Below are 21250 nucleotides of genomic sequence, written 5' to 3'. Positions count from 1 at the left end.
GTGCGCGACATACTCAAACCTCGGGTCCGCGCGCGGCGGGATTGCGGGTGATGAACATGGCATCACCGTAACTGAAGAAGCGATAGCCCTGAGCCACGGCCTCGCGATAGGCCGCCATGGTCTCGGCGTAGCCAGCGAAGGCCGACACCAGCATCAGCAGGGTCGACTCGGGCAAATGGAAGTTGGTAACCAGGGCATCGACCACATGGAACGGGCGGCCCGGGTAGATAAAGATGTCGGTGTCGCCACTGAATGGCTTGAGCTGGCCATCACGCGCCGCCGTTTCCAGGGAACGCACGCTGGTCGTACCTACGGCAACCACTCGCCCCCCACGCGCACGACAGGCGGACACGGCCTCGACCACATCCTCACCGACCTCCAGCCACTCGCTGTGCATGTGATGGTCTTCGATGCGCTCGACCCGCACCGGCTGGAACGTGCCTGCGCCCACGTGCAGGGTAACGAAGGCGATGTCCACGCCCTTGGCGCGAATCGCCGCCAGCAGCTCGTCATCGAAATGCAGCCCGGCGGTGGGCGCCGCCACAGCGCCGGCCTTCTGCGCATAGACCGTCTGATAACGCTCGCGGTCGGCCTCGTCATCCGGTCGATCTATATAGGGAGGCAACGGCATGTGCCCGACCCGCTCCAGCAGCGGCAGAACCGGCTCGGCGAAACGCAACTCGAACAGCGCATCATGGCGAGCCACCATCTCGGCCTCACCACCGCCCTCGATCAGGATGCTCGACCCCGGCTTGGGCGATTTGCTCGCTCGCACATGCGCCAGGACTCGGTACTGGTCGAGCACACGCTCAACCAGAATCTCCAGCCGACCACCGGATGCCTTCTGGCCGAACAGGCGCGCCGGTATCACGCGCGTATTGTTGAACACCATCAGGTCACCGGAGCGCAATTGCTCCAGCAGCTCGATGAACTGCCCGTGGCGCAGCGCACCGCTCGGCCCATCGAGCTGCAACAAACGACTGGCGCGTCGCTCGGCAAGAGGATGGCGAGCGATCAGCGTTTCAGGGAGATCGAAGTGAAAGTCGGTAACACGCATGGCGGATGGGGAGAGATTCTGCAGGGCGGCGAAGCTTACCGGATTTCGCCCTGCGCGGCCATGCGCGCCTGCTCCCCGGCCTCTTCCGGTGACAGGTAGCGGGTGAGGATGCGCCGAATGCTGCCATCCTTGTGCAAACCGCTTATGGCAGCGTTCAAGGCATCGAGCCACTGCGCCTGATCACGATGCAGGCGAATCCGCAGCTCGGAACGATTGATCACGGGCCCCTCCTCGACCTGCCAGCGTGGCGACTCGAACTGCCCGCGAGTTCTGCGCAGATAGTGCCACTCCAGGCGGTCGACGATTCCGGCCTCACTGCGCCCCTGCGCGACGTTGTAGACCAGGGCCAAGGCATCGGCACCGTCGTTGCGCTGAAAATATTCGCTGCCGGCATAGCCATAGCCACGAACCGTGGCGATGGAGCGCCCGCGCAGATCCTCAAGACGCTGATAGCCAAAAGCCCGCCCGGGTGGAAACAGCAACATTTCCTGGGCTTCCAGTACCGGAATCGACCAGAGCGAGACCTCGGCCTGCTCCGTAGAAGAACGCCAAGCCCGACTCACACAGCACTCCAGTTGCAACTGCCCCTGGCGGAACAGCTTCTGCGCGCGCAACGGCGGCAGCGGATGACTGGCCTCGAGCTGCACCGGCATCCGCTCGCGCAAGGCCTGCATGACCTCCTGCAGAATACCTCCGACCTGCCCATCCTCGACGATCCAGTAAGGCGTCCAGCTCTCGTCAGTGACGGCATAGGTCAGCGTGTCAGCCAGCAGCAACGTTGGGCATAGCCCAAGCAGCACCCCGCAGATAGCCTGCCGCAAGACTGTCGCCACGCCCACTCCTTAAGACTCTTCGCTTCGACACGTGCGCAGAGTATCAGCGCCCTCGATGATGCGCGCCACTCTGCTAGCAACCCTCGTACCTTGGCCCGACTTGTTGCTGCACAGCACCAGGAACACGCCAAACGACACAGACTGCAGCGCCGATTGACCCGCGCCAGGCGCATCCCTATACTGCGCCGCCAATGTGCCCCGGTGGCGGAATCGGTAGACGCGGCGGATTCAAAATCCGTTTTCGAAAGGAGTGGGAGTTCGAGTCTCCCCCGGGGCACCAGAAGACAAACGAAAGGCCTTGATTTTCAAGGCCTTTTTTTTATGCCTGGCGTAATTTTGGCGTAACCATTCGCCGGCAGTAGTACCAAATCGCAGACACAAAAAAAGGCCCGGCGCCGCAGGGAATCCCCCCACGGCGCCGGGCCTTTGTGTTTCACGCTTCACTGGCACGCTTCGATAGCGGCCTCCAACCGCCTCTCGTACCCCTTGCGCTGCAGCCGCTCGGCACGCAACGCCCGCATCTGCTCGCCGATGTCGGCACCGACGGGCAACGCGTCGACGGCGAACGCCGGCCGAGGAATGCGCTCGGTGCGGCATGGCACCTGTACAGGCACCTCGACGCGCACCACGGCCGGCTCCGACGGCTCAACCACCTGGCCGGCACACCCTGCCAGCACCAGGCACAGCACAACGAATACCGGCTTCATTGCGCACGCTCCCGCCGTAGCTCATTGTCGAATGCTGCCGATGCAGCGGCACAGGTATCAACGCCGGCAGGCGTGCGCTCCTGCAGCACCTGCTGTGCCTGCGCGTCGGCCTGCCGAGCATCGCCCTCGGCCTGCTGCTGCACGTCGCGCGCACGACTGGCGCGCTCCAGCTCATCAGCGCGCAGATCCGCTAACGCATCGTTCTGCTCAATCACCTGGCCGAGTAAGTTGGTGCGGGTGGTGCGGCAGGCGCCGAGCTTGGCGGCATCATCTAGCCTGGCTTGCCGCTCGGTCTCCAGCTCGGCCTGCAGAAGGCTGACGCGGATCTGCTGGCCCGCCACCAGCACCAGCCCGAGTAGTAGCGCCCAGCCCCAGGCCGGAACCAGTTTCACCAGCGCGCCCATGCTTCCTCCCAATTCGGCAACTCAATCGTCTTGCCGGCCAGATGATGCGTGCAGTCGCCGAGGTACTGGATCTGCCCGTCAGTGATGAACGAGTGACAAACGCGCTGACCATCGCTCCACTGGTAGCGACAGAGCACCGAGGGCGTGAAGGTCGGCACATCAGCGTTGCCGTTGTAGCCCCAGCGAGGCCCTGGCCCGTCACCGGTCTGGATGGTGTGCGGCATATCGCACCCCAGGCAGAAGAATGAAAGCGCCCCAGGCGCCGATTCAGCCAGGCACCGCGATATGGCCTTGAACTCATAGCCACTCATGCCAGCGCTCTCCGCACACCTTCATCGATCACTTCCGCCTTGTAGGGCTGAGCGCCGTTCTCGTGCGTGATGATCTCGACCACCAGCGCGCGCAGCACGGGCCGCTGGCGGACGTCGATGACGGTATCGGATTTGACGCCGAGCGCCCGCGCGACAGCCGAAATGTAGGCTTCGGTATCGTTTTCGTTACCCGGCGCCCAGCGGTTAATGGTTTCGCGCACAGTGTCGATACCTGGGCCACCAACACCGGGCATGCCATCCTTGCCGCGATAGTTCAGCAGCAACTTGCCCAGTGCGCGGATGCCATTCTCCGGCGTGTCGAAGCGGGCAAAGCGCGGCCGAGGCACACCCAGCTCTAGGCCGAGCTGGCCTTGCCAGTTGTTGCGCGGGTTGAAGTCGATGTTGCCGGGGTTGTTGTTGCGGACGCCACGTGGTGTGGACATAGTTTCCTCCAGACGAAAAAAAGCCCGCAAGTGGCGGGCGTAGATTGGTCAGTTCAAGAGGTGGTCATGGGTGACAAGCTGGTGCGGCGAGGGCTCGCCCGCAGAGTGGCGAGGCAGTTCGCAGCGGCGCAGATCCTCGATGCCGAAGCGGCCGCGCTGACATTCGCGGACGAAGCGCTATCAGCCGAGGAAAGGCTGGAGGCTCACGCTGAGCTGCGAAGGCTGGCGAAGAGCATCATCGAGCCCAACCCCGAGGACTACCCCGCCTAAACATCCACATCAAAATGCGGCAGATCCGGCGCCGGGCCGGTGATAACGCCGTCCGCGATGTAGGCCTTGCTGTTCACAGGCACGTCGACGCCGCGAACGGTGACGCGCGTACCAGTGCGTAGCTCGGCCTCGCTCGTGCCGGTCGACGTGTTGATGCTGCGCACGGTGGCCACGGTGCGCACGCCGCCAGGTAGCAGGCCGATGAAACGCCTCCAGGGATTGATCGTTGCCATCAGTGGTGCCGCTCCAGTTTGATCTGCTGCTTGACCCGTACCGCTCCAGTGCCCTCGGCGCTGATATCAACACCCAGGCACAGGCCGACCCAGGGGCCGGTCTCCTCGGGCACACGGTACAGGTGCGCAGGCAGGATCAGCCCCACTCCGTTGTCATCGCTGAACGGGAACAGCGGGATGGTCACGCTGACAATCTCGATATTCCCGCCCTTGCTCAACTCATGCGCGCCGCGCGCTTGGTTGGCCGGCTGATCGGTCAGCCAGTCATCGAACACGTCCGGAGTCGGGTTGTCGCCTGCAGTGCCGGCACGGCGCACGAGCATCGAGCAGCCGACCGAGGTGCCGCTGGTGTAGCAGGCATTCCACGCCGGTTGCGGCGTCCACTCCCCGCCCAGGTCGGTCATCATCGCGACCGGGATGATGCGCTCGATGGGCGCATCGACCTGATTCCATTCCCATGGCGGCACCGGGTAGCGCGGCACGATGTCGAGGTGATCGCTATCGCGAGCCGGCAGCACCACGGCGCCCACCGTCTCGGCCAGCCGGGCGATGACCTGAATCGCGGTCTGGCTTTGGTAGCTCAGCGAGCCAGCCGGGAATGTCCAGTCAGTTGCCTGCCAGTCCAGCGTAAAGCCGGTGAACTGCAGCTCAGCCTCGGCGGCTTGCGCCGCATTGATCGGCGCCGAGTTCAGCGCACTGCGCAACGGTGCATAGGGCGCCGCCAGCAGCTGGCCACGTGTCGCGCCGTTGATGGTGTAGGCCTCGGCAGGAAACTGCAGCTTGCGGCTGTAGCGCTCGACCCGTACGACCCACTTCCAACCGTTGATGTCGAGTTCCAGCTCGCCGGCACCGTCAGCATCTGGCTGCACCAGCTCAAGGGCGGCACGGGTGAAGATATCGGCGCTGAACGACCAACTGAACGAGTCGGCATCAAGGCCGATGCGGATGTTCTTCGCTTCGATTGGCGTGCGCGAGGGCAGCGCCACGAGGTTGACGGTATTCGCGATCATGTAGGTATCCAGAATGGTTGGATCTGGCGGCGGCTCCGGCAACGGTTTGACCGGGCCGGGGTAGTCGACGTAGGGCAGATCGGTGAGCACGCCGTCGACCTGCCGGGCCTTTCCCCAGGGCAACGCGCGGCCGAGGTTCAGACGCCGTGCCGACTGCCAGCGCACGCCCGTGCGGCGCATGTCGGTCGGCTGAATAGCGGGCGTCTCCGGCACGTAGCGGAAGTCGAAGAACACCTCCGGCGACGTGCTGGGGAAGTACGGCCGGCCGCCAAACTCGAACACAAGCCAGTTAGGGCCAGGCACGTATAGGCTGTCCTGCAGGGCTGTTTCGGCATTGAAGCGCGGGCCGTACTCATTGACCCGCCGATGCCCTGCCGCCACCTTCATATCCTCGCGCGCCGGCCTGGGGTTGTAGATCAGCCGTAGCCGCAGGTCGCGCGGCTTGATGGTGTGATCCCAGCCGCTGACCAGAGCCAGATCCTTCGCCGGCACCCAGCCCCAAGGCTGCGCGCTGGCTTGTGCATCGAGCCGGCCGGCAACACCCCAACGCGCCGCCCGCTGCAGATCCCGCGTTGGCACCCGCGACCAGGGCACGGCTGTTGCGCGACGATCCGCAATGCCAGCGATTCGCCAACGCGCAGAGGCGCGGCGGTCAACCTGGCGCAGCGCGTCCCACGGAATTGCAGATGCAGCGCGGTCGGCCGAGGCCGCACGGCCCCAGCCTCCACTGATTGAAACGCTGATCATCAGGTCACCTCGACCGGCCCCGGCCCCAGTGCAATCGGCTGAAAGTACCGGCGCGCGACTGCACGCGCAGTGCCCAATGGCCTCGATGGGTTTTCCCCAACTGCCGCCCACCAGTTAGGCTCAACGGCCGGCAGTTGGCCGGCCTCGGTGATCTCATACACCCAACCGGTGTACTGCGTCGGGCGGATGCGCTGGCCAACCTGCACTGCCAGGTCAGCGACGAACTGCACGCCGTAGTCATCGACTGCCAGTGCATAGACATCGCCCCCCACCACGCGCAGACCGATCTCACCAGAGCCACCGGGCGTAGGCCCATAGCCTGCGATTCGCCACTCTCCATCAATGGGGCGCTCCACCAGTACAACCTCACGCCTCGCCGGCACACGCTCGACACGCACACGCGCATCGACATGGGCAGGCTCGCCGGCCTGGCCGCCGTCGCCGCTGGTGATGTTGAAGGTGTAGGTGCCGGACTCGCTGAATGTCATGTAGACAGCGCGGGCTCGACGGGGAAGTGCATCGTCCTGTCCAGTTACCAACCACTCCCCTTGCGCTAAAAGCTCCGATAGCAGTACGCGGCAAGGCCGTGTAGTTTCACCGTCAACTGTTTCAAACGCTAAAGCCAGGTAACCAACGTCTGTCCAGTCACGATAAAACCGAACAATCTTCTTGCCGGGCGTAACCTCCCCATCGCGGAGTAGCCTGAAAGCTAGCGATATGAAAGGCGGGCTAACATAACCGGGGATTATTAGATTCTCAGCGTGTGCAACCTGCATCACCAATACCCCGGATTATCCGTCACAAGAAACATACTATTATAGAACGCACCAACTCGTAGAAAGTAGTTATAACCATCCCCAAGATCAAAAACTCTGGCCGCCTCACGTGTATTCATACCCAAGCCAGATAACGCACTAGACGCAGCATCGCCGTATCTCAAGACAAACAACTCAGGAGATATCGCAATACCGCGAAACTGCCCACAGAAGTAATTAGGGACATACCAACCAGCCCGCCCTAGAGTCAACCGACTAAAAAGCGAAATTGACGTATCATTGTCGACTGGCGCGGAGGCACTTGCCGGAGTTGAAACCCCATGGATCTTAAACGAGATCGACCCGGTATCTACAAGCAAGCCGGTGCTGGGGTTTCTCAAGGAAGTCAAGCCGCAGCCTGACCCGAAGTAACAAGTAGGAAAGCCGCTGGCGGTTGAATTTGTTCGCTCTCCACCAACAACCATAAAATTGCCTGAAGTATCTTCTCCCACATAGATTGTGTATGGGTAATTAGACGAAACAGCATTTGTCATTGAAACGACACCGCTATTCGCCACCCACGAAAAGATAAATGTTCTTTCATCGGCAACCATATACCACGAACTGGTTCCAGCAGAGTAAGCAAAGTACGTCAAGCCTATGGAATGAGCCGTTGCATTATTAGCCGCAATACCAGTCTTTACACCCGAACCAAGGATAACGCCAGAGCCATTCACTCCATCAAACGTATCCGCAACATAAACCCGTAGCACACCACCCGTCAGCCAAGTGAAGCACACATACCCAGAATGCGACCCATTGCGAAGTACAATATGGTTAGTGCCCTCCGCGATTAACTCCCAGCCTGCCGCTGCGGCACTTCCGTATCCAGAGACCAAGCATGCCTTTAAAACTTCCTTGAAATTCGCAAATTGAGCAACGGCATATGCTGCGGATGAATAAACGGCCGGCGCGCCGGCCTGATCCCGATGATAGATCCTGGCCATCAGTCCGCATCCCCCCTTACCTGAAGTTCAAACTTGTCATCGTCCACCGTGCCCTGCCCGCTGATGACAGTGCGGATGCACCACATCGGGCCTAGCGCCGAGTCCGTGTTGAAACGCACGACATTGCTGGCCGCCCACCCGGAGCCCCAGCCGTCGCGCCGAATCGTGAAATACGGCTGCCCGGTCAGGGCATTGATCGGCGCGCAGTCGGTGCTGGTGTTGCCGGTGGCGATAACCCCGAGCTTCTCTTCGACCACGCTGAACGCGGTAGCAGAGCTGAACACCAGCGCCCACTTGCCGTCGATTGCACCCGCGTTGGTGATGATGGGCGGGTAGCTGAGCCGGTTGTATTGCGCCGTCGTGGTGTTGCCGATGGGCGCATCAGTCCAGTTCGGGGCGCCCTGGCTCCACGTCTGCTGCGTGAACCACGTGTGGATCCGCGACTGCAAATCACCCCACGCCACCGCGCTCGACACCATGGCCTCGCCGGCTGGCAGATCCCACGGCAGCGGCGAGCTGATGCCCAGCGCACCGGTAATCTGCACCTCGGTGCACATCGCCATGTGCTCAACGCGGTCGCGCACGATCAGCGGCAGGCCCACAGGGTTGCCCTCCTCGTCCTGCAACACGAGCGGGTTGGCCCAGGTGACGGTGCCCAGTTCGCGATCAGCCGTGAACGATGCCGCACGCAGCACCGTGCCGGCGCCGTCCACCACCTCGATATCAGCCTGCTGCGCGCGGTCGAGTTGCAGCGTGCCGCCAGCCGTTGGCGAGGCCACCACGGTTTCGGCGGTGTGGTGGATCACAAGCACGTCGCCGTCCCGGTAGATCGGCACGCGACCATCAGCAGGCAGGCGCACAGGGTCGAGCCCCAGCAGCCCGGCGTCGAGCGGCAGCCGCGTTTGCACAGTAGCGTTGTAGCGCAACAGCAGCGGAATCACCGGGATGTCGCTTGCGCCGGTATCGTCCGCAGGGTTGGTGGTGAACGTCAGCCGCGTAATGCCGGTGGTCGCGTCGACCGTGCCACGGATGATGCCGGTGCTGAACTCGCCGTTGAGGTTGCTCACCGCCGTTACCACGGCACCGGTATCGGCCCGCACCGCCGTGACCTGCATACTGCCCGCACGCAGCGGCGCACCTGGCGTGCGGTAGGTTGCAGCCGTAACGCTGAAGCCCACCGCTGCCGTCAGGCAGGCCAGCAGTGTGACAGCCCCAGTGGCGTTGCCGCTGTAGCTGTTCACCGTAGCGGTGCGGTCGGCATAGTTGACCGCACCCACCGCCGTGCCGCCGTTGGTGTTGCTGGCCACGTCGCGGTAGAGAATGCCCGAGCGGTCGCAGTAGACCGAGCCATTCCAACTGAACAGCAGCGAGCCAGGCACAATCGGCTCGGCCACGCCGGGCAGCAGCTCCAGCGTGATCGGCGGTTGGGCCTGGCTGGCGGTTTGCGGATCCGTGCTCACGCTGTCGGCCTGGGCCGCGTGCGTGAGGGTGCCGCCGAACTGCTCGCGCAGTTGTACGTTTGTCGTGACCAGTACGGGCTCTGTCTTGCGCAGAAAACCCGAGCCTGTGGCGCGGTTGGTGTAAGTGTATTCGGTGTAGTCATACAGCGCCGCCACCTGCAGGGTGACCTGCCCGGTGGTGTAGTTGATGCTGCCAGCACGACCACCCTGCCAGCCGCCGTTGCCGTTGTCGTTTGCGACGTTGGCCACGTCGCGATAACCGTCGTAAACCGGCAGCACGTTGCCTGCCTCAATCACGCTCCAGTTGATTGCGGGCGCAGCCTGCCGACGGGTGGTCATCCAATCCACGCGCACGGAACCGGGCTTGAGCGGGGCGCCCGGGATGGTGAATGTCGTCATCCCACTGCCGTCACTGGAGACCGAGGCGCTGCCGCTGTTCAGTGCGCCCTTCTGCCAGGTGTAGGCAATGCCAGCACTAGGCGTGGCGCTAAGCACCATCACAACCTCGCCCGAGGCATAGGCGATAGTGCCGGTGCCACCGGTGCCGCTCAGCACACCCTGGCCGTTATCGGTGAGGGTACGCACGGTGCCGGCAGTGAAGGTGGCCGAGAACGAGCCAGGCAGCACGCCGCCATCGGGAAGCGTGTAGCGCACCTCGATTTTCGGCACGATGCTGCCGCCAGCCCGCTCGGTGATGGCGTTGTCCGCCGAGCTGACGTAGCTGTACACCAGCGAGCTGTCGACATCAGGCAGCGCGTTGAGTGTGAGCGATACCGAGCCAGTGGCGAAGGTGATGGTGCCGGCGCCCTCGCCGGTCAGCAGGCCGTCACCCAGGTCACGCAGTTCGTACCACTTGCCCAATGCCATGTAGCTGACGCTGAGCGTGCCAGCGCGAGGCAATGCGCCGGACAGATTCAGCGTGTACACATAGCCGCGATTGCCGAGGCTGATTTCCACCTCGCCGGTAATCGTGTCGCCCGTCGCCGCGGCGCCCGGGCGGTAGGTGCCGGTGGCACTGCCCGTCCAGCTCGTGCCGGTGCGGGCAAGGGTGATCTCGCCGGTCTGGTAGTCCACGCGGCCGGAGCTGAGCCAGTTGCTGCCGCTCACGAAGCGCAGGCCGCCCTTACTGTCGTCAGCATAGGTGCCGCCATTGGCCACGATGGTCAGGGTGCCAGGCGCACAACCGGTGCCGAGGAACGTGCGGGATTCGCCCGCCAGCGCGCCGGCAGCAACGGTGAGCGCGACCGAACGGGACGGCCCCGCCGGTACGTAGATCTGCCGTTGGTAGCCGCCCAGCACGTCGACCAGAGCCGACTCTTTCGTGGTGCTCGGCACCAGTTGGCTGTAAACCGACTGCACCTTCAGATTGAGCGCGCCGGCTGCAACAGCCTCGGCGAGCGGGCTGATGCTGTAGTAACGCGCGGCGTCGGCTACCTGGGTGCTCAGCACGCGCGCTTTCGCGGCGCCGCTCAGCGACGTGCCCGAGGTGCCGGCAGGCGTGACCTGGCCACCGGGGAACTCGTTCAGCAGCGGCGCGCTGATCTGCAGATCGAGCCGGCGCCGGGTGAAGTTCACGAAGTTGCCGTTGCCGTAGTCGTAGGTGAACTGTTCCAGACTGGCGTCCACGCCGGTCACGCGCACGTATTGCGAGGCGCTGGCGGTGACGAGCTGGAACACATCGCCAATTTCAGGCACGCGCTGTTCCTCACGCTGAACGCACGCGATCGCGCGCTGCCCGGCCAACTGAGTGCCGAGCAGCTCGAACTGCGCAGTGGTCGCCGCCGCGACGTAGCTCTCGATTGCATTGCGCGCATCGCTACGCATGTCGGTCTGGCTGCCGGTATTGAACAGCAGCACGCTGACGCGCGGGTCGGCCGGCGCCTTTGTGACGATGCCATGGGCACCCAGGTAGGCGTCGGCGTTCTGCGTCATCGGCCCGCCGTACAGCTTGCGCAGGTTGATGCGCCCCGTCGTGCGGTCGAGCCGGCTGATGTCGGGGAACACGTTGTTCACCTGGCCGTCGACCACGGCGTTGCCAGTGGCGCGGCCACCGCCGTCGGCTTCGTCGGTCAGGCGTTCGCTTTGCAGCAGTTTTACGTCAGTTGCGGCGATGGTCATGCCATATCTCCGGGCAACAAAAAGCCCGCACGGGGCGGGCTGTCAGGGTTCGGGGTCAGGTTCGGTCGGCGGTGGCGCGACAGTGATCAAACGCAGGGTGAGCTGGTAGAGCCAGTCCGGCCCGGGGGCGACGGTGCGGTGAACGGGCGTGGCCTGCACCACCGGGCCGGCTACGCGGTTCCACGTCACGTAATACTGATCGCCAGTCGGCAACGTGAGCAGATGCACGGCGCCCGGCACGCTGGACATGGCCTGCAGGGCGCGAACCTTCGCCAAGGTGAACCAGGCGCCGTTGTTACTGCTGAGCGTGATCGGGCGGCCGTATAACTTGACGCCCTCCTGCACGATCAGCGCCCCGGTCAGCGAGCGTTCCTGCTCCTGCTCGATGCTGTTCCAATCGAACTCGTCCACCCATTCCATCTGCTCGCCGCCCAGGTCGGGGTTGTCCGCCAGATCGAGGTCATCAAGGGTCAGTTGCATTACAGGCTCCTCAAGCCGGCTTGTTCCAGCAGGGTTAGCAGCTTGGTTTCGTCCGCATCCGATCTGACGCCAACATCAACAGCGCCGCGCCCTGGCACCTCCAGGCGAATGGTTTTGCTCGGTGCCTGATCAGCTTGCTGTGCAGCGGGCTGGGCGGCCTGTTGCGCTTCCATGCGTTTTTTCTGTTCCTCAGCCTGGCGGGCTTGCGCGCTCTCGCTCTCGATCTGCCGCAGCAGGCCGAGTGCTTTGCTGGCATTCGCCACAGCCTGGGCATCCCCGCCCGCCTGCGCCTCGGCCAGCTGCGCCTGCAGCTCGCGCCGGCGGGCTGCAAACCGGCGACGCTCGATGTCGTCCGTGCGCCCCTGCAACCCGTCCAGCTCGTCCTGCAGGCTCTCAAGCGTGCCGCGCGTCGAGTCGCCCATCTGCTTCATGCGCTGGTTCGCGGCCTCGATAGCCGACTCCAGGCCACTCAGGTCGGAGGCATCGAGCAGGCTCAGCGCGTCCTTCATGCCGCTTGCCTGGCGCACGAATTGCCGCGCACTGAGGCCGCCGCGCTCGTAGTCCTGCATCAGCGACTGCAGCGCTTTCTTCTGCGACAGGAATGCCTGCTGAGTGGCCAGGCTGTCGCGCTGCGTTTCCAGCGACCAGCGCCCCAGGCTACTGAGCATCGGCCGAGCTAGGTCGGCGCGCACCGCCTCCAGCGCCTTGGTGACCGACTCCAAGCTGGTGCGCGTTGCGTCTAGCCCGCTGGTATCGATGCTCGGCGCCGCCGTGTTCAAGCCGCGCAGGCGGTCGTACAGCTCCAGCGCGCCACGGCTCAACGCAGCCACCGGCTCGCGTGCACGGCTCATGACACCGCTGAAGAAGCCCTCCATGGCACCCATGTCGCGCTGCGCGTCGCTGGATTCCTTGCGGCGGCGCTGCATCGCCTCATCGCCCGCGCGGCGCTCGGCTTCCATGCGCTTGCCGCTCTCGCGGCGCAGTTGCTCGCTGGTGACGATGGCCTGCTGGTCTGACTTGTTCTTGTCGTCCTGAGCTTTCTTGCCGGCCTGCACGGCCTGAATCAGCTCCTTCTGACGGGCGTTCAGCTTGGTCAGTTCGGCGTTGTACTGCGCCGCCGTCACCTGCCCGGTGCTGTACAGCGCCTGCAATGCCGTGCGGATGGCGGCGATATCGCGATCCGTCTTGGCATCGCTGATAGCGCGCTGTACATCGGTAAGGGTTTTCAGCTCACGGCCAACAGCCTTGATGGTGCCGGTCGCCTTGGCGCTTTCGCTCTCCAGCTTGCGGATGGCTTCGGCTGCAGCGTTGTGGCCGTCCTGCCACTGCTGCAGCGTGATGTTGCCAGCATCGTACTCAGCCTTCAGCCGGGCCTGTTCCTTGCGCAGTTGCTCCAGCTCGGTGGTGGTGCGCCTGGCGTCATCCGCGACAGTAACGAAACCACGCTTCTGCCCCAGCGCTTCCATCGCTGCGCCGAGTTCCTCGGTGGTCAGCTTGGAGTCACCCAGCGCCTTCTCGATCTCAGCGAGATCTGCCGCCGTCTCGGCAAAGCTGATCGCAGCCAGCGCCTGCTCGAGCGTGGTGATGTTCGAGCGGAAGAACGAGGCGATATCTTCACCCGTTTTCTGCATCGACTTGTGGGTGTCTTCTGCCGCCTTCGCTGCAGCTCTGGCCTGGCGGTCAGCACTGCCTTCTGCGGCCTGGGCCACGCTGTCCCAGGTGGCGGCAATATCACGGCCGTCCTGAGCTACCTGGCCGGCCAACATCTGAAACATGCTCAGCGCTGTGTCACGCGCACTCTCAAGCCCCGCGACGATCTTCTGCCCGCCGAAGGCATCAGGGATCGCGCGCGCAATCAGAGCCATGCCAGTCAGCGATGCCGAGATAAGCCCGGTGAAGGCCATCCCTATTGCCGAGATACCGCCGGTAACCACATTAACCAGCACCCGGAATGGCGCGGCGATCAAAGTGATCCAGCGACCGGCGGTGTCGAGCTTCTCGCCGAAGTCATCGAGCCAGCGGCTGGCGTCGCTGGTCAATGTGCTGAAGTCCACATCCAGCAGCTTCTTGGCAAACTCCTCCGCCCGTTCAGTAGCGTCAATGAATGCATTGCTCAACGCTTCGGCCAATGCATCCAGCCGGCCATCGTTGGCCATCTCGTCCAGCTTGTCACTCAACTCCAACAGCTTGCGCTGCATGAAGTCGAAGGCCCCAGAGTTACCGACACGGCTAGCGAAGTCGCCAAAGCGATCAGAGATGCCCTTGAGCAACCCCTGAAAGGTGTTCATCCGCGCCGCCGCTGCCGAGCCACCATAGGCCTCGGTCAGCATGTCCATGATGATGGCCTGGGCCTCGGCCGTTTTGCCGGTAGCCTCCAGCTGTTTCAGCAGGCGCTTCTGGTTGTCCTCCAGCTTGAAGCCCTGCCGGCCCAGCGCTGCCATCGCCTCAGAAGGCGATTGCAGAGCGCGGCCGACTATCTCAGCGGACTGCTCAACGCTGATGCCCTGCCGCTGCTGCTGGTCGATCACGATCTGCAGGGCGCGCGGGAACTCCTTCGCAGCCACGTCGGTGTAAGACAGCAAACGCGCCTGCGCCGATTGCACCTGCTCGGCGGTGAGCATCGAGCTGGCTTCCATGGCATCGGCCATGTCCAGCAACTGTTTGGTCGTGAACTCGGCTTGCCGGCCTGTGGAAGCCAGCGTGGCCTCCAGTTGCGCGAGCGCGCCCTGCTTGTCGGCTCCATCAGTGGCAACCGCGCGAATGCCCTGCGCAACCAATGAAAGGCCACGCTGCACCAAACCCACAGCGGCGTTGAGGGACACGTAAGCCGCTGCGAACGCCAGCACTTTACGACCGGCATCCGCCATTACGCTTTTTGCTGCATCCACGCGCTCGGCGTGTTCTTTGGCCGTGTCGGCGGCCTTCTTTTCCTCAACGCGCTTTTCGCGAATCGCCTCACGGTTGGACGCCAGCGCCCGCTTGCCATCCTCAAGCTCGTTGGTAAGCCGCTTTTCCTCAGCCACCACGTTGTCGGTATCCACCCCCAGCTTTTTAAGCTCACTGGTGGTGTTCTTGATGGCCTGCTGGTTGCGCTTGTAGGCGCGTTCGGCTTCCCCCAGCGTCCGCCGCGCTTCGCGCAGGGCGATACGCTGCCCAGCCGTAGCGGTGGCGTTTTCGCCAATCTCGCGGGTAAGGTCATCCAGCGTCGCGCGGGCGTCGGCCTGGCTACGCGCCAAACCCTCAGTGGCCTGCTGGTTATCGCGCAGGGTGCGAGCCAGGCCACGGGCGCGGCCTACCTCGTCCATGCTCGCCTTGAGCCGGCGCCCTTCCTCGGTTAGCTCGCGCATCGACTCGGTAGCCGGCGCCACGTCGCCGCTCAGGAAGTTGCGGGCGCGCAGGGTGAGCTGGATCAGGCGATCACGAACGGACATCACTTTTCTCCAGGCAATAAAAAACCCGCCGAAGCGGGTTTCTAGATATTCACTATCAGGGCGTATTGGCGTAAGTCAAAGCCAACTCTTTGGCTTCCAAAATATCGTCCACCGCCCTCAGTATGCTTTGTAACTCGGGCTTAGCTTGGGCAATTTCATCAGGCGTGAAGCTTGCAGCACGCTCCATTGCCTGACTGTAGGTTGAGCCTTCAACCATGTACGCCAGCAAATCCATGCACTTCACTGGACTCTTGTGTACCTTCAAGTCCCAGTCACATTCGCGGGCCTTGATACGGCCAATATCCACCACAGCCTTAATTTTTCTGACCTGCTGCCGGACATCTCCACTAAGGTCTAGGGGCTGTACGTACTTATCAGCAGGCGGGCCAAGTCGCTCATTGGCAGAATTGTTCTTGCCATTGGCAGGCCTAATGGCTACTTCTTCCCCAGCATGCCCTGATGGACAAGCAGCCTGCGTGAATAGGATCTTCCCATCGGGGGCAACACACTTGTTTACAGAGGCTGCGCCCGCAGCAAGCGGCAACATTGCCAAGACAACCATCAGTATTCGCATCGGATTCCCTCCCTATTCACTCGGCGGGAATCTAACACCACGACGGCAGCACGAAAACCCGGCCAAGGCCGGGTTCCGTATTCAAAGGGCCATCGACCGGCTTTCGTATGTTACATAGGCAGAGGTCAACTCCGACCTATTGCAAAACCAGATTTCACCAATTCGCCAAGGATGTCCTAATGCAAGCCATATTTCCGTTTTACTTGATCACCACAGAACAGAACGTCGTCGATGCCGCCGAGAAGCTGGCGGTAAGCGGCGTTTTCACTGCAAGGGAAATGCTGCACTCGTTTCAAGCCGAAGCTGAGCTTCCGCTTGTTCATGAAAAGCTAAAGCAAGCAGGTAAAGACTTCGTTTTGATTCAAGCTGCAGACTCAGCTGAAGAAGGCGTACTCCGCGACCTCTCAGATCTCGTACAACATACCAGGCGAACCTAAACAAGGTACGAGCCCGGCAAGGCGCCGGGCTCGCTGTCATCAGGCCGCAGCCTTCATGCCCAAGGTGTAGAACTGCGACATGGGCGTGGCGTAGCCGTCCACGCTGGTCACGCGCATGTCGGCCAGCAGCTCGCCCGTGACCTGATAGGCGGCATAGGCCGTGCCACTGAGCGGCAGGCTCTGAACCAAGCCAGGCTTGAAGCGGTGCAGGCGAGCCGGGGTAGGCGCCCCACCCTGCGCGGCGTTGAGGCCGGCAAAGTAAAGCTCCAGCTCCAGTTGCGAGCTGGTCAGCATCTCGACGAAATCCGCCTTGAGCTTGGTGTACATGGCCGTGATGCCGGCATTGCTGATCGTGGTGCCGCTGGTGAGCTGGATGCCGTAAGGCGTGATCAGGTAGTCCGTACCCGCCTCGAAGGTAGTCGCACCATCGGGGCTTTTGATCTCATACGCCACCGAGGTGTCCGGCAGGTTGTCGAAGGGGATCAGCTCACCCGGCAGCCCCTCGCACACATGCGCCTCAGGCGCAGTGAGCGCCCCGGCCGACACGCCGCGAATGGTGCCACGGCCCATCATCGCCAGGTTTCGGGCGTTCGGGTCGTACACGGTGAAGCTGGCGGTTACGCCCGTAACGCGCGAGGTGCTGTTACGGTTGCCGACGCCCGTGATGTAGTTGGGCAGCGTCTGCGTATCCTCGGTGTGAGCGATCTGCAATTCACTGGTGTTGCCCAAGGGCAGTAGCGCCTTCTGCGATTGATAGGCGCGCGTGAAGATATCGCCGTAGCCGATAAGGCTGGCGTCTGGAACGGTGTTCATGGGTTTACCTCGATGTCAGAGAGCGGCGCAGGTGGCCAGGTGTAGCGGGGCTGGATGGCGGGTTACTTCGGCTCAGCGGCTGGCTTGGCCTCGGCCTTGGGCTTTTCCGGTTCAGGTTTCAGCGCGAAGCCGTTGGCCTGGGCATGCGCGAGCGCAGCGCCGCTCAGCTCCTGGCCTTTCTTGTACAGCGTGACCTTGCCGCCCTCGCGGAAGGTGAAGGCATGGGTTGCTTTGGGGTTGGACATATCACCCTCCTAGGGTTGGTATTGCTCGACGAAAACAGCGTTGACCTGGGCCTGCACAATGGCGAGCGAATGCCCAGGCGCCGGATAGTTGAATTGCACGTCACCGAGGGTGACGCTCTGCAGCATCCCGCGCAGCTCAGGCGGGGGCCGCTCGCGCAAAGCGCGGCCGATGCCCCACTCGATCAGATCGAGCAGCGCATGCCGCTCAATGTCGGGATGCTGGTCGAAGTTAACGACGACCTCGACTTGATAGGCCCGGCCGCGCATGCCAGACATCACTACACCATTCGGCGTGACAGCATCACTGGTGGACGCCGCCACCAACGTAGCCAGCGGTAGCGGCTCGCCCTGCGGCAGATCCTCATAGAACTGGCCAACGTGCACCCCGGCCAGATCCAGCGGGTAGCCGTTGGCGGCGGTGACCCGGCGAAGCTGCCCGGCCAGGAAGTCGGTCACGCGCGTGGCGATCAGTTGCATCAGAACAGTTCCTTATCGAGGTCGATGTTGAACTCCAGCGCCAGGCGCTCGGCGGCCTTCTCGCGGGTGCCGTCATCCACGGCAACGCGGAACAGCGCGGCGGCCGATGGGCCGTTGGCATCGCGCGGCACTACGTAGTCGTACCGGTATTCCTTGACGCCAGGATTGCGGGTGGTCGGCCGCACGTTGCGCTCGCGCACACTGCGCGTGGCCAGCGGCAACTTGCGGGCGCTGGCCGGGTTGATGAAGCCGGCCGCGACCTTCTCACCGCGCCACCAGTCCACCAGCACCCGCGCGCGGATCTTGGAGCCGCTGAGAGCGTCCGCCCGGTGCCGATAGCAGCGAGCCGGTATGCTGGCCGACGACGGCACGATGCTCGCCTCGGGCCGGTTGGTGTTGGCCAGGTCAAGCCGAATGCGGTCATTGAATATCACGCGCCGCACACCGGTCGCCTTGGAAAACGGCTCCACCAGCAGCACCCGCTTGACCCAGCGCGCCGCCCGGTTGGTCGAGTTGATCTCGATACGGGCGAAGCGCTTTTCGTCGATGCCAAAAGCAGCGGCGCCGCCCTCGAAGGGCGGCAGGCTCACGTCGATGCGGTTCATACCTTCTTAACCCACATGCGCCGCACCACGCGGTCATCCTCGGTCTCGACCAGGCCAGCCACCCGCCAGGCCACGCCATCGACCTCGAACACAGCACCAGGCTGCGGCCGGCCAACCTCAACCACCGCCGCCTCCAGCTCGGTCACGTGCTCAACAGCCCCGGAGAACTGCCCCGGACGGCTGACGCCATAGGCCAGGAACACCCGACAAGGCAGCGCCGTGGCGCCTGGCGTTGCGGTGTAGGTGGCGGGTGTGCCCGCCAGCTCCTCGGCGGACACGACCAGCTCGGCGCCATTACCAACCGGACGCGGGCTGACCAAGTGAAACAGCCGGCCGCCGTGCTGCAGGTAGCGACCAGATCGGAAAATGTCGGAGAACCGCGCGCGGATCTCCACCAGGGAACTCTGACGTAACCCGGCAGGCGCCGGGGTGGCGCCCTCTTTCGTGCGAATGTCTACCCAGCGCTGCCCCAGCTCGACCACCTGCAGCTGGTCACCCAGCGCAAGCAGCGTGGCGCGGGAGCGCAATCGTCCTGCTCTCATGTCAGAACCTCGGTGGCACTTCGATCTCGGCCAACAGTGAGTCGGTGAACTGGCTAGGCAGCTCGGCGAGGATGGTGCCGACCACCAGCGTTTCGCGGAACTCGTGCGCAGTAGCCGCTGCCATCAGCAGCCACGACTTCACGCCCGGATACGCGGCGAGATCCGCGCCGGCCTTGTAGCGGATCACCAGGCGGCCAGGCGGGCGCCCCTGCGGAAAGTGCAGGAAGCTCTCGCGCTGGCCTTGCTGGAGACGATGCGCGGGCAACGGCTGCAGGTCGGTAACGCTGCCGTCACTCTCCACACGGCCAATGCTCACAACCTCGCTCGCCTGGCCAACGTCGAGCGCGTGGCCCGAGCCGTAAGACTCGGGCCATTCCTCGACGTACTCAGCAGCCCGAATGGCCGCGCCAGTTTTCGCCTCGGCTTGAGTCGTGACGCCTGGGATGATGACCTGCTCGACGAGATCCGCCTGCAGATCATCAGCTTCTACCCGACACTGTGCCGCCACCTCGGCCACGGTGATCGCTGCCGCCCCCGTGTACGCGATGCGGCGGGCCATTAGGGTTTGGGCTCGTCGTCGGCGCCCGATTCAGCATCGGCGGACGCGGGGTCATCGGCGGCCGGGGTCTGATCAGTGCTGCCAGCTTCCTGAGAAGCCTCACCGCTGGAGGCCTTGGCAGCGCCACCCTGGCCGCCGCCCTTGTCAGTGGACGGCTTGGCCGCCCCCTTACCACCCTTCACCAGTTCGGCAACCTTGCCATCCACCAAGGCCTTGGCCTGGCCATCGTCGAAGCCAGCCTTTTCGCCCTTGGAGTAGCCGCGCCAGGACTTGGTGAACACCACCATTACTTTTTTGTTGCTCATGTCATCACCTTGAATATGGGAAACAGAAAGGGCCCTGCCCGAAGGCAGGGCGGCGGATCACATGCCTGCGCCCCACTTCACGCCGATGCCGACCGCGATGCACTCGACGTGGCGAGGGCCGAAGTCGTGGCGCGCGATAGCACGCACCAGGGTCTGGTCGCGCTGGAAGCTGCTGATCCACTGCCCGCCAACTTGGTAGGCAGCCTCTTTGCTGAAGTCGAGGATGATGTCCATGTCCTCGCCGATCATCATGTCGGCGAAGTTGACGAAGTAGATTTCGGACTCGTCGCCGTCGTCGCCCAGGTTCACCGGGATCTGGTTGGTCAGACCTACCGGGTAGCCCTTCAAGTAACCCTGCTCGATTTCCGGGTAGGCCTTATTGCCGTTACCATCGCGCAGCGACTGCAACCAGCGCAGGGTGCGTGGATTCATCAGCCAGCCGCAGGAGTTCATGACCACGTTGGCGCTTTCGATGCGAAGCATCAGGCCGCCCAGGAACAGATCGATCTGCTGCAGGGTCGGCGTAGCAGTGGCCGGCGCCGGCACAACGTGCTGCGGAATGGCCCAGTGGCGCAGCCCCTTCGGCAGATCGCCCGAACCATCGGAGCGGATGAAGTGCAGATCCTGCGACAGCCCCATGCTGGTCACCAGATCGTTTGCCGCAATTGCATCGGCACGCGGGTTGACGCCCTGCACTCGAATCAGGTCGTTCGATACAGGCACCAAGGCTGCGGCCTTCTTGGCCGAAAGCTTGGTGTCACCGAAGGTCATACCGGTGACCGGGATATCCGTCTCGGAGCCGATGTAGGTCACCACGGTGTTGCCGGTGATGCGAGGCATGGTCAGGTTGCCATTCACCAGCGGGAGGCTGGTAACACCCATGCGGCGCAGCACTGCAACCGGGCGCAGCGCCTCGATCACCTCGGCCGCCATGTTGGTTGGCACCAACACACCGCCAGCACCTGGCGTCACGGTGGAAAGCGCCATATACACGTCGCCGGGAAAGTTGCCGTCCTTCGCCATCTGCGCGGCAACCTGCTGGTTACCCTGCGCAGCAGCGAGGAGGCGCACCATCTGACCGGCCTTCATGCCCGGCACAGGCTTGGGCGTGAACGGGCCTTCGATCCGGCCGGCAGGCGGGCTCTGTGCGCCCTGAGCGCCCTCCTCGACCGGCACCGCAGTCAGCGCCGCCGCTTTCTCGGCAGCCTCGGCACGGGTGATCTTGGCGGACAGATCCGCGATCTGAGTTTCCAGGCTGGCGAACTCGGTCAGTTGCTCGGCGTTCAGGCTACCGCCAGTTGCCTCGATTTTTGCCAGCGCCTGCAGCTTGGTATTCAGCTCGGCGCGTTCGCTACGCATTTGAAGTACAAGGGACATACTGCCTCCTGGGCATGAAAAAGCCCGCACTAGGCGGGCTTGGGTGACTG

24 protein-coding genes and 1 tRNA gene are annotated in these 21250 nt (G+C 63.5%); 3 read left to right on the top strand and 22 right to left on the bottom strand.

Going from position 1 to position 21250, the window contains the following annotated elements; translation table 11 throughout:
• Positions 1–13: 13 nt before the first annotated feature.
• Together queA and ACODS1_RS00440 are read right to left on the bottom strand one after the other, a co-directional pair.
• Complete coding sequence (gene queA, locus ACODS1_RS00445) at positions 14–1057, bottom strand: tRNA preQ1(34) S-adenosylmethionine ribosyltransferase-isomerase QueA (RefSeq protein WP_489084102.1); 1044 nt, start codon at positions 1055–1057, stop codon at positions 14–16.
• Positions 1058–1092: 35 nt separating this feature from the next.
• Positions 1093–1890, bottom strand: a complete 798-nt coding sequence (locus ACODS1_RS00440) for a substrate-binding periplasmic protein (protein WP_489084101.1) — start codon at positions 1888–1890, stop codon at positions 1093–1095.
• Positions 1891–2085: 195 nt separating this feature from the next.
• Here ACODS1_RS00440 and ACODS1_RS00435 point away from each other — a divergent pair.
• A tRNA-Leu gene (locus ACODS1_RS00435) sits at positions 2086–2170 on the top strand.
• 160 nt (positions 2171–2330) lie between these two features.
• Here the strand turns inward: ACODS1_RS00435 and ACODS1_RS00430 are convergent.
• The 4 genes from ACODS1_RS00430 to ACODS1_RS00415 are packed head-to-tail and all read right to left on the bottom strand — an operon-like array spanning position 2331 to position 3755.
• Entirely contained in the window at positions 2331–2597 is a 267-nt protein-coding gene (locus tag ACODS1_RS00430; protein ID WP_489084100.1) for a hypothetical protein, read from the bottom strand.
• On the bottom strand, positions 2594–3001 hold the full coding sequence (locus ACODS1_RS00425; RefSeq protein ID WP_489084099.1) for a hypothetical protein: 408 nt from the start codon (positions 2999–3001) through the stop codon (positions 2594–2596). The genes ACODS1_RS00430 and ACODS1_RS00425 overlap by 4 nt, the downstream gene beginning before the upstream one ends.
• Entirely contained in the window at positions 2986–3312 is a 327-nt protein-coding gene (locus tag ACODS1_RS00420) for a ubiquitination-like system serine protease family protein (protein WP_489084098.1), read from the bottom strand. The genes ACODS1_RS00425 and ACODS1_RS00420 overlap by 16 nt, the downstream gene beginning before the upstream one ends.
• The gene (locus tag ACODS1_RS00415; RefSeq protein ID WP_489084097.1) at positions 3309–3755 is read right to left on the bottom strand and encodes a structural protein P5; all 447 of its coding nucleotides are present in this window, start codon (positions 3753–3755) and stop codon (positions 3309–3311) included. The genes ACODS1_RS00420 and ACODS1_RS00415 overlap by 4 nt, the downstream gene beginning before the upstream one ends.
• 66 nt (positions 3756–3821) lie before the next feature.
• Here ACODS1_RS00415 and ACODS1_RS00410 point away from each other — a divergent pair, with 66 nt between their 5' ends.
• Entirely contained in the window at positions 3822–4025 is a 204-nt protein-coding gene (locus tag ACODS1_RS00410) for a hypothetical protein (RefSeq protein ID WP_106734635.1), read from the top strand.
• Here the strand turns inward: ACODS1_RS00410 and ACODS1_RS00405 are convergent.
• From ACODS1_RS00405 to ACODS1_RS00370, 8 genes are all read right to left on the bottom strand, one after another.
• Entirely contained in the window at positions 4022–4258 is a 237-nt protein-coding gene (locus tag ACODS1_RS00405) for a hypothetical protein (protein WP_489084096.1), read from the bottom strand. The two genes, ACODS1_RS00410 and ACODS1_RS00405, sit on opposite strands and share 4 nt — an antisense overlap.
• On the bottom strand, positions 4258–6015 hold the full coding sequence (locus ACODS1_RS00400; protein WP_489084095.1) for a hypothetical protein: 1758 nt from the start codon (positions 6013–6015) through the stop codon (positions 4258–4260). Before ACODS1_RS00400 ends, ACODS1_RS00405 begins: the two co-directional genes overlap by 1 nt.
• A complete protein-coding gene (locus ACODS1_RS00395) occupies positions 6015–6503 on the bottom strand; it encodes a hypothetical protein (protein WP_489084094.1) in 489 nt (162 codons plus the stop codon). Before ACODS1_RS00395 ends, ACODS1_RS00400 begins: the two co-directional genes overlap by 1 nt.
• 287 nt (positions 6504–6790) lie before the next feature.
• A complete protein-coding gene (locus tag ACODS1_RS00390; RefSeq protein WP_489084093.1) occupies positions 6791–7777 on the bottom strand; it encodes a hypothetical protein in 987 nt (328 codons plus the stop codon).
• Positions 7777–11355 (bottom strand): RHS repeat domain-containing protein, encoded by a 3579-nt coding sequence (locus tag ACODS1_RS00385; RefSeq protein ID WP_489084092.1) that lies wholly within the window; start codon positions 11353–11355, stop codon positions 7777–7779. The genes ACODS1_RS00390 and ACODS1_RS00385 overlap by 1 nt, the downstream gene beginning before the upstream one ends.
• Before the next feature lie 42 nt (positions 11356–11397).
• Complete coding sequence (locus tag ACODS1_RS00380) at positions 11398–11835, bottom strand: hypothetical protein (RefSeq protein WP_489084091.1); 438 nt, start codon at positions 11833–11835, stop codon at positions 11398–11400.
• The gene (locus ACODS1_RS00375) at positions 11835–15266 is read right to left on the bottom strand and encodes a tape measure protein (RefSeq protein ID WP_489084090.1); all 3432 of its coding nucleotides are present in this window, start codon (positions 15264–15266) and stop codon (positions 11835–11837) included. Before ACODS1_RS00375 ends, ACODS1_RS00380 begins: the two co-directional genes overlap by 1 nt.
• A 55-nt stretch (positions 15267–15321) precedes the next feature.
• Positions 15322–15840: a DUF4124 domain-containing protein gene (locus ACODS1_RS00370; protein ID WP_489084089.1), complete on the bottom strand. Its 519-nt coding sequence runs from the start codon at positions 15838–15840 to the stop codon at positions 15322–15324.
• A gap of 179 nt (positions 15841–16019) precedes the next feature.
• Between ACODS1_RS00370 and ACODS1_RS00365 the strand changes: the two genes are divergently transcribed.
• Entirely contained in the window at positions 16020–16277 is a 258-nt protein-coding gene (locus tag ACODS1_RS00365; RefSeq protein ID WP_489084088.1) for a hypothetical protein, read from the top strand.
• A 39-nt stretch (positions 16278–16316) separates the two neighbouring features.
• Here ACODS1_RS00365 and ACODS1_RS00360 read toward each other — a convergent pair whose 3' ends face one another.
• From ACODS1_RS00360 to ACODS1_RS00325, 8 genes are all read right to left on the bottom strand, one after another.
• The gene (locus tag ACODS1_RS00360) at positions 16317–17090 is read right to left on the bottom strand and encodes a phage tail tube protein (protein WP_489084087.1); all 774 of its coding nucleotides are present in this window, start codon (positions 17088–17090) and stop codon (positions 16317–16319) included.
• A gap of 62 nt (positions 17091–17152) precedes the next feature.
• Complete coding sequence (locus tag ACODS1_RS00355; RefSeq protein WP_489084086.1) at positions 17153–17335, bottom strand: hypothetical protein; 183 nt, start codon at positions 17333–17335, stop codon at positions 17153–17155.
• 9 nt (positions 17336–17344) lie between these two features.
• The gene (locus ACODS1_RS00350; protein ID WP_489084085.1) at positions 17345–17812 is read right to left on the bottom strand and encodes a hypothetical protein; all 468 of its coding nucleotides are present in this window, start codon (positions 17810–17812) and stop codon (positions 17345–17347) included.
• Positions 17812–18417, bottom strand: coding sequence for a hypothetical protein (locus ACODS1_RS00345; RefSeq protein WP_489084084.1), 606 nt, complete (start codon positions 18415–18417; stop codon positions 17812–17814). Before ACODS1_RS00345 ends, ACODS1_RS00350 begins: the two co-directional genes overlap by 1 nt.
• Positions 18414–18959, bottom strand: coding sequence for a head-tail adaptor protein (locus ACODS1_RS00340; RefSeq protein ID WP_489084083.1), 546 nt, complete (start codon positions 18957–18959; stop codon positions 18414–18416). The genes ACODS1_RS00345 and ACODS1_RS00340 overlap by 4 nt, the downstream gene beginning before the upstream one ends.
• Before the next feature lies 1 nt (position 18960).
• Positions 18961–19518, bottom strand: a complete 558-nt coding sequence (locus ACODS1_RS00335) for a hypothetical protein (protein ID WP_489084082.1) — start codon at positions 19516–19518, stop codon at positions 18961–18963.
• A complete protein-coding gene (locus ACODS1_RS00330) occupies positions 19518–19823 on the bottom strand; it encodes a hypothetical protein (RefSeq protein ID WP_489084081.1) in 306 nt (101 codons plus the stop codon). The genes ACODS1_RS00335 and ACODS1_RS00330 overlap by 1 nt, the downstream gene beginning before the upstream one ends.
• A gap of 57 nt (positions 19824–19880) precedes the next feature.
• Positions 19881–21200 carry a phage major capsid protein gene (locus tag ACODS1_RS00325; protein WP_489084080.1) on the bottom strand — a complete coding sequence of 440 codons (1320 nt, stop codon included), beginning with the start codon at positions 21198–21200 and terminating at the stop codon, positions 19881–19883.
• Between the last annotated feature and the right edge of the window lie 50 nt (positions 21201–21250).

It is taken from the genome of Pseudomonas sp. FG29, from assembly GCF_057809355.1.
This window is presented reverse-complemented; position numbering and strand designations above follow the sequence as displayed.

Bases quoted from the DNA above. Each gene is read 5' to 3' on its own strand.
- ACODS1_RS00410 (WP_106734635.1), top strand. From the start codon at position 3,822: ATGGGTGACAAGCTGGTGCGGCGAGGGCTCGCCCGCAGAGTGGCGAGG.
- queA (WP_489084102.1), bottom strand. From the start codon at position 1,057: ATGCGTGTTACCGACTTTCACTTCGATCTCCCTGAAACGCTGATCGCT.
- ACODS1_RS00325 (WP_489084080.1), bottom strand. From the start codon at position 21,200: ATGTCCCTTGTACTTCAAATGCGTAGCGAACGCGCCGAGCTGAATACC.
- ACODS1_RS00355 (WP_489084086.1), bottom strand. From the start codon at position 17,335: ATGTCCAACCCCAAAGCAACCCATGCCTTCACCTTCCGCGAGGGCGGC.
- ACODS1_RS00340 (WP_489084083.1), bottom strand. From the start codon at position 18,959: ATGAGAGCAGGACGATTGCGCTCCCGCGCCACGCTGCTTGCGCTGGGT.
- ACODS1_RS00400 (WP_489084095.1), bottom strand. From the start codon at position 6,015: ATGATCAGCGTTTCAATCAGTGGAGGCTGGGGCCGTGCGGCCTCGGCC.
- ACODS1_RS00405 (WP_489084096.1), bottom strand. From the start codon at position 4,258: ATGGCAACGATCAATCCCTGGAGGCGTTTCATCGGCCTGCTACCTGGC.
- ACODS1_RS00415 (WP_489084097.1), bottom strand. From the start codon at position 3,755: ATGTCCACACCACGTGGCGTCCGCAACAACAACCCCGGCAACATCGAC.
- ACODS1_RS00370 (WP_489084089.1), bottom strand. From the start codon at position 15,840: ATGCGAATACTGATGGTTGTCTTGGCAATGTTGCCGCTTGCTGCGGGC.
- ACODS1_RS00385 (WP_489084092.1), bottom strand. From the start codon at position 11,355: ATGACCATCGCCGCAACTGACGTAAAACTGCTGCAAAGCGAACGCCTG.
- ACODS1_RS00380 (WP_489084091.1), bottom strand. From the start codon at position 11,835: ATGCAACTGACCCTTGATGACCTCGATCTGGCGGACAACCCCGACCTG.
- ACODS1_RS00365 (WP_489084088.1), top strand. From the start codon at position 16,020: ATGCAAGCCATATTTCCGTTTTACTTGATCACCACAGAACAGAACGTC.
- ACODS1_RS00345 (WP_489084084.1), bottom strand. From the start codon at position 18,417: ATGAACCGCATCGACGTGAGCCTGCCGCCCTTCGAGGGCGGCGCCGCT.
- ACODS1_RS00335 (WP_489084082.1), bottom strand. From the start codon at position 19,518: ATGGCCCGCCGCATCGCGTACACGGGGGCGGCAGCGATCACCGTGGCC.
- ACODS1_RS00360 (WP_489084087.1), bottom strand. From the start codon at position 17,090: ATGAACACCGTTCCAGACGCCAGCCTTATCGGCTACGGCGATATCTTC.
- ACODS1_RS00420 (WP_489084098.1), bottom strand. From the start codon at position 3,312: ATGAGTGGCTATGAGTTCAAGGCCATATCGCGGTGCCTGGCTGAATCG.
- ACODS1_RS00390 (WP_489084093.1), bottom strand. From the start codon at position 7,777: ATGGCCAGGATCTATCATCGGGATCAGGCCGGCGCGCCGGCCGTTTAT.
- ACODS1_RS00430 (WP_489084100.1), bottom strand. From the start codon at position 2,597: ATGAAGCCGGTATTCGTTGTGCTGTGCCTGGTGCTGGCAGGGTGTGCC.
- ACODS1_RS00375 (WP_489084090.1), bottom strand. From the start codon at position 15,266: ATGTCCGTTCGTGATCGCCTGATCCAGCTCACCCTGCGCGCCCGCAAC.
- ACODS1_RS00425 (WP_489084099.1), bottom strand. From the start codon at position 3,001: ATGGGCGCGCTGGTGAAACTGGTTCCGGCCTGGGGCTGGGCGCTACTA.
- ACODS1_RS00395 (WP_489084094.1), bottom strand. From the start codon at position 6,503: ATGACATTCAGCGAGTCCGGCACCTACACCTTCAACATCACCAGCGGC.
- ACODS1_RS00330 (WP_489084081.1), bottom strand. From the start codon at position 19,823: ATGAGCAACAAAAAAGTAATGGTGGTGTTCACCAAGTCCTGGCGCGGC.
- ACODS1_RS00350 (WP_489084085.1), bottom strand. From the start codon at position 17,812: ATGCAACTGATCGCCACGCGCGTGACCGACTTCCTGGCCGGGCAGCTT.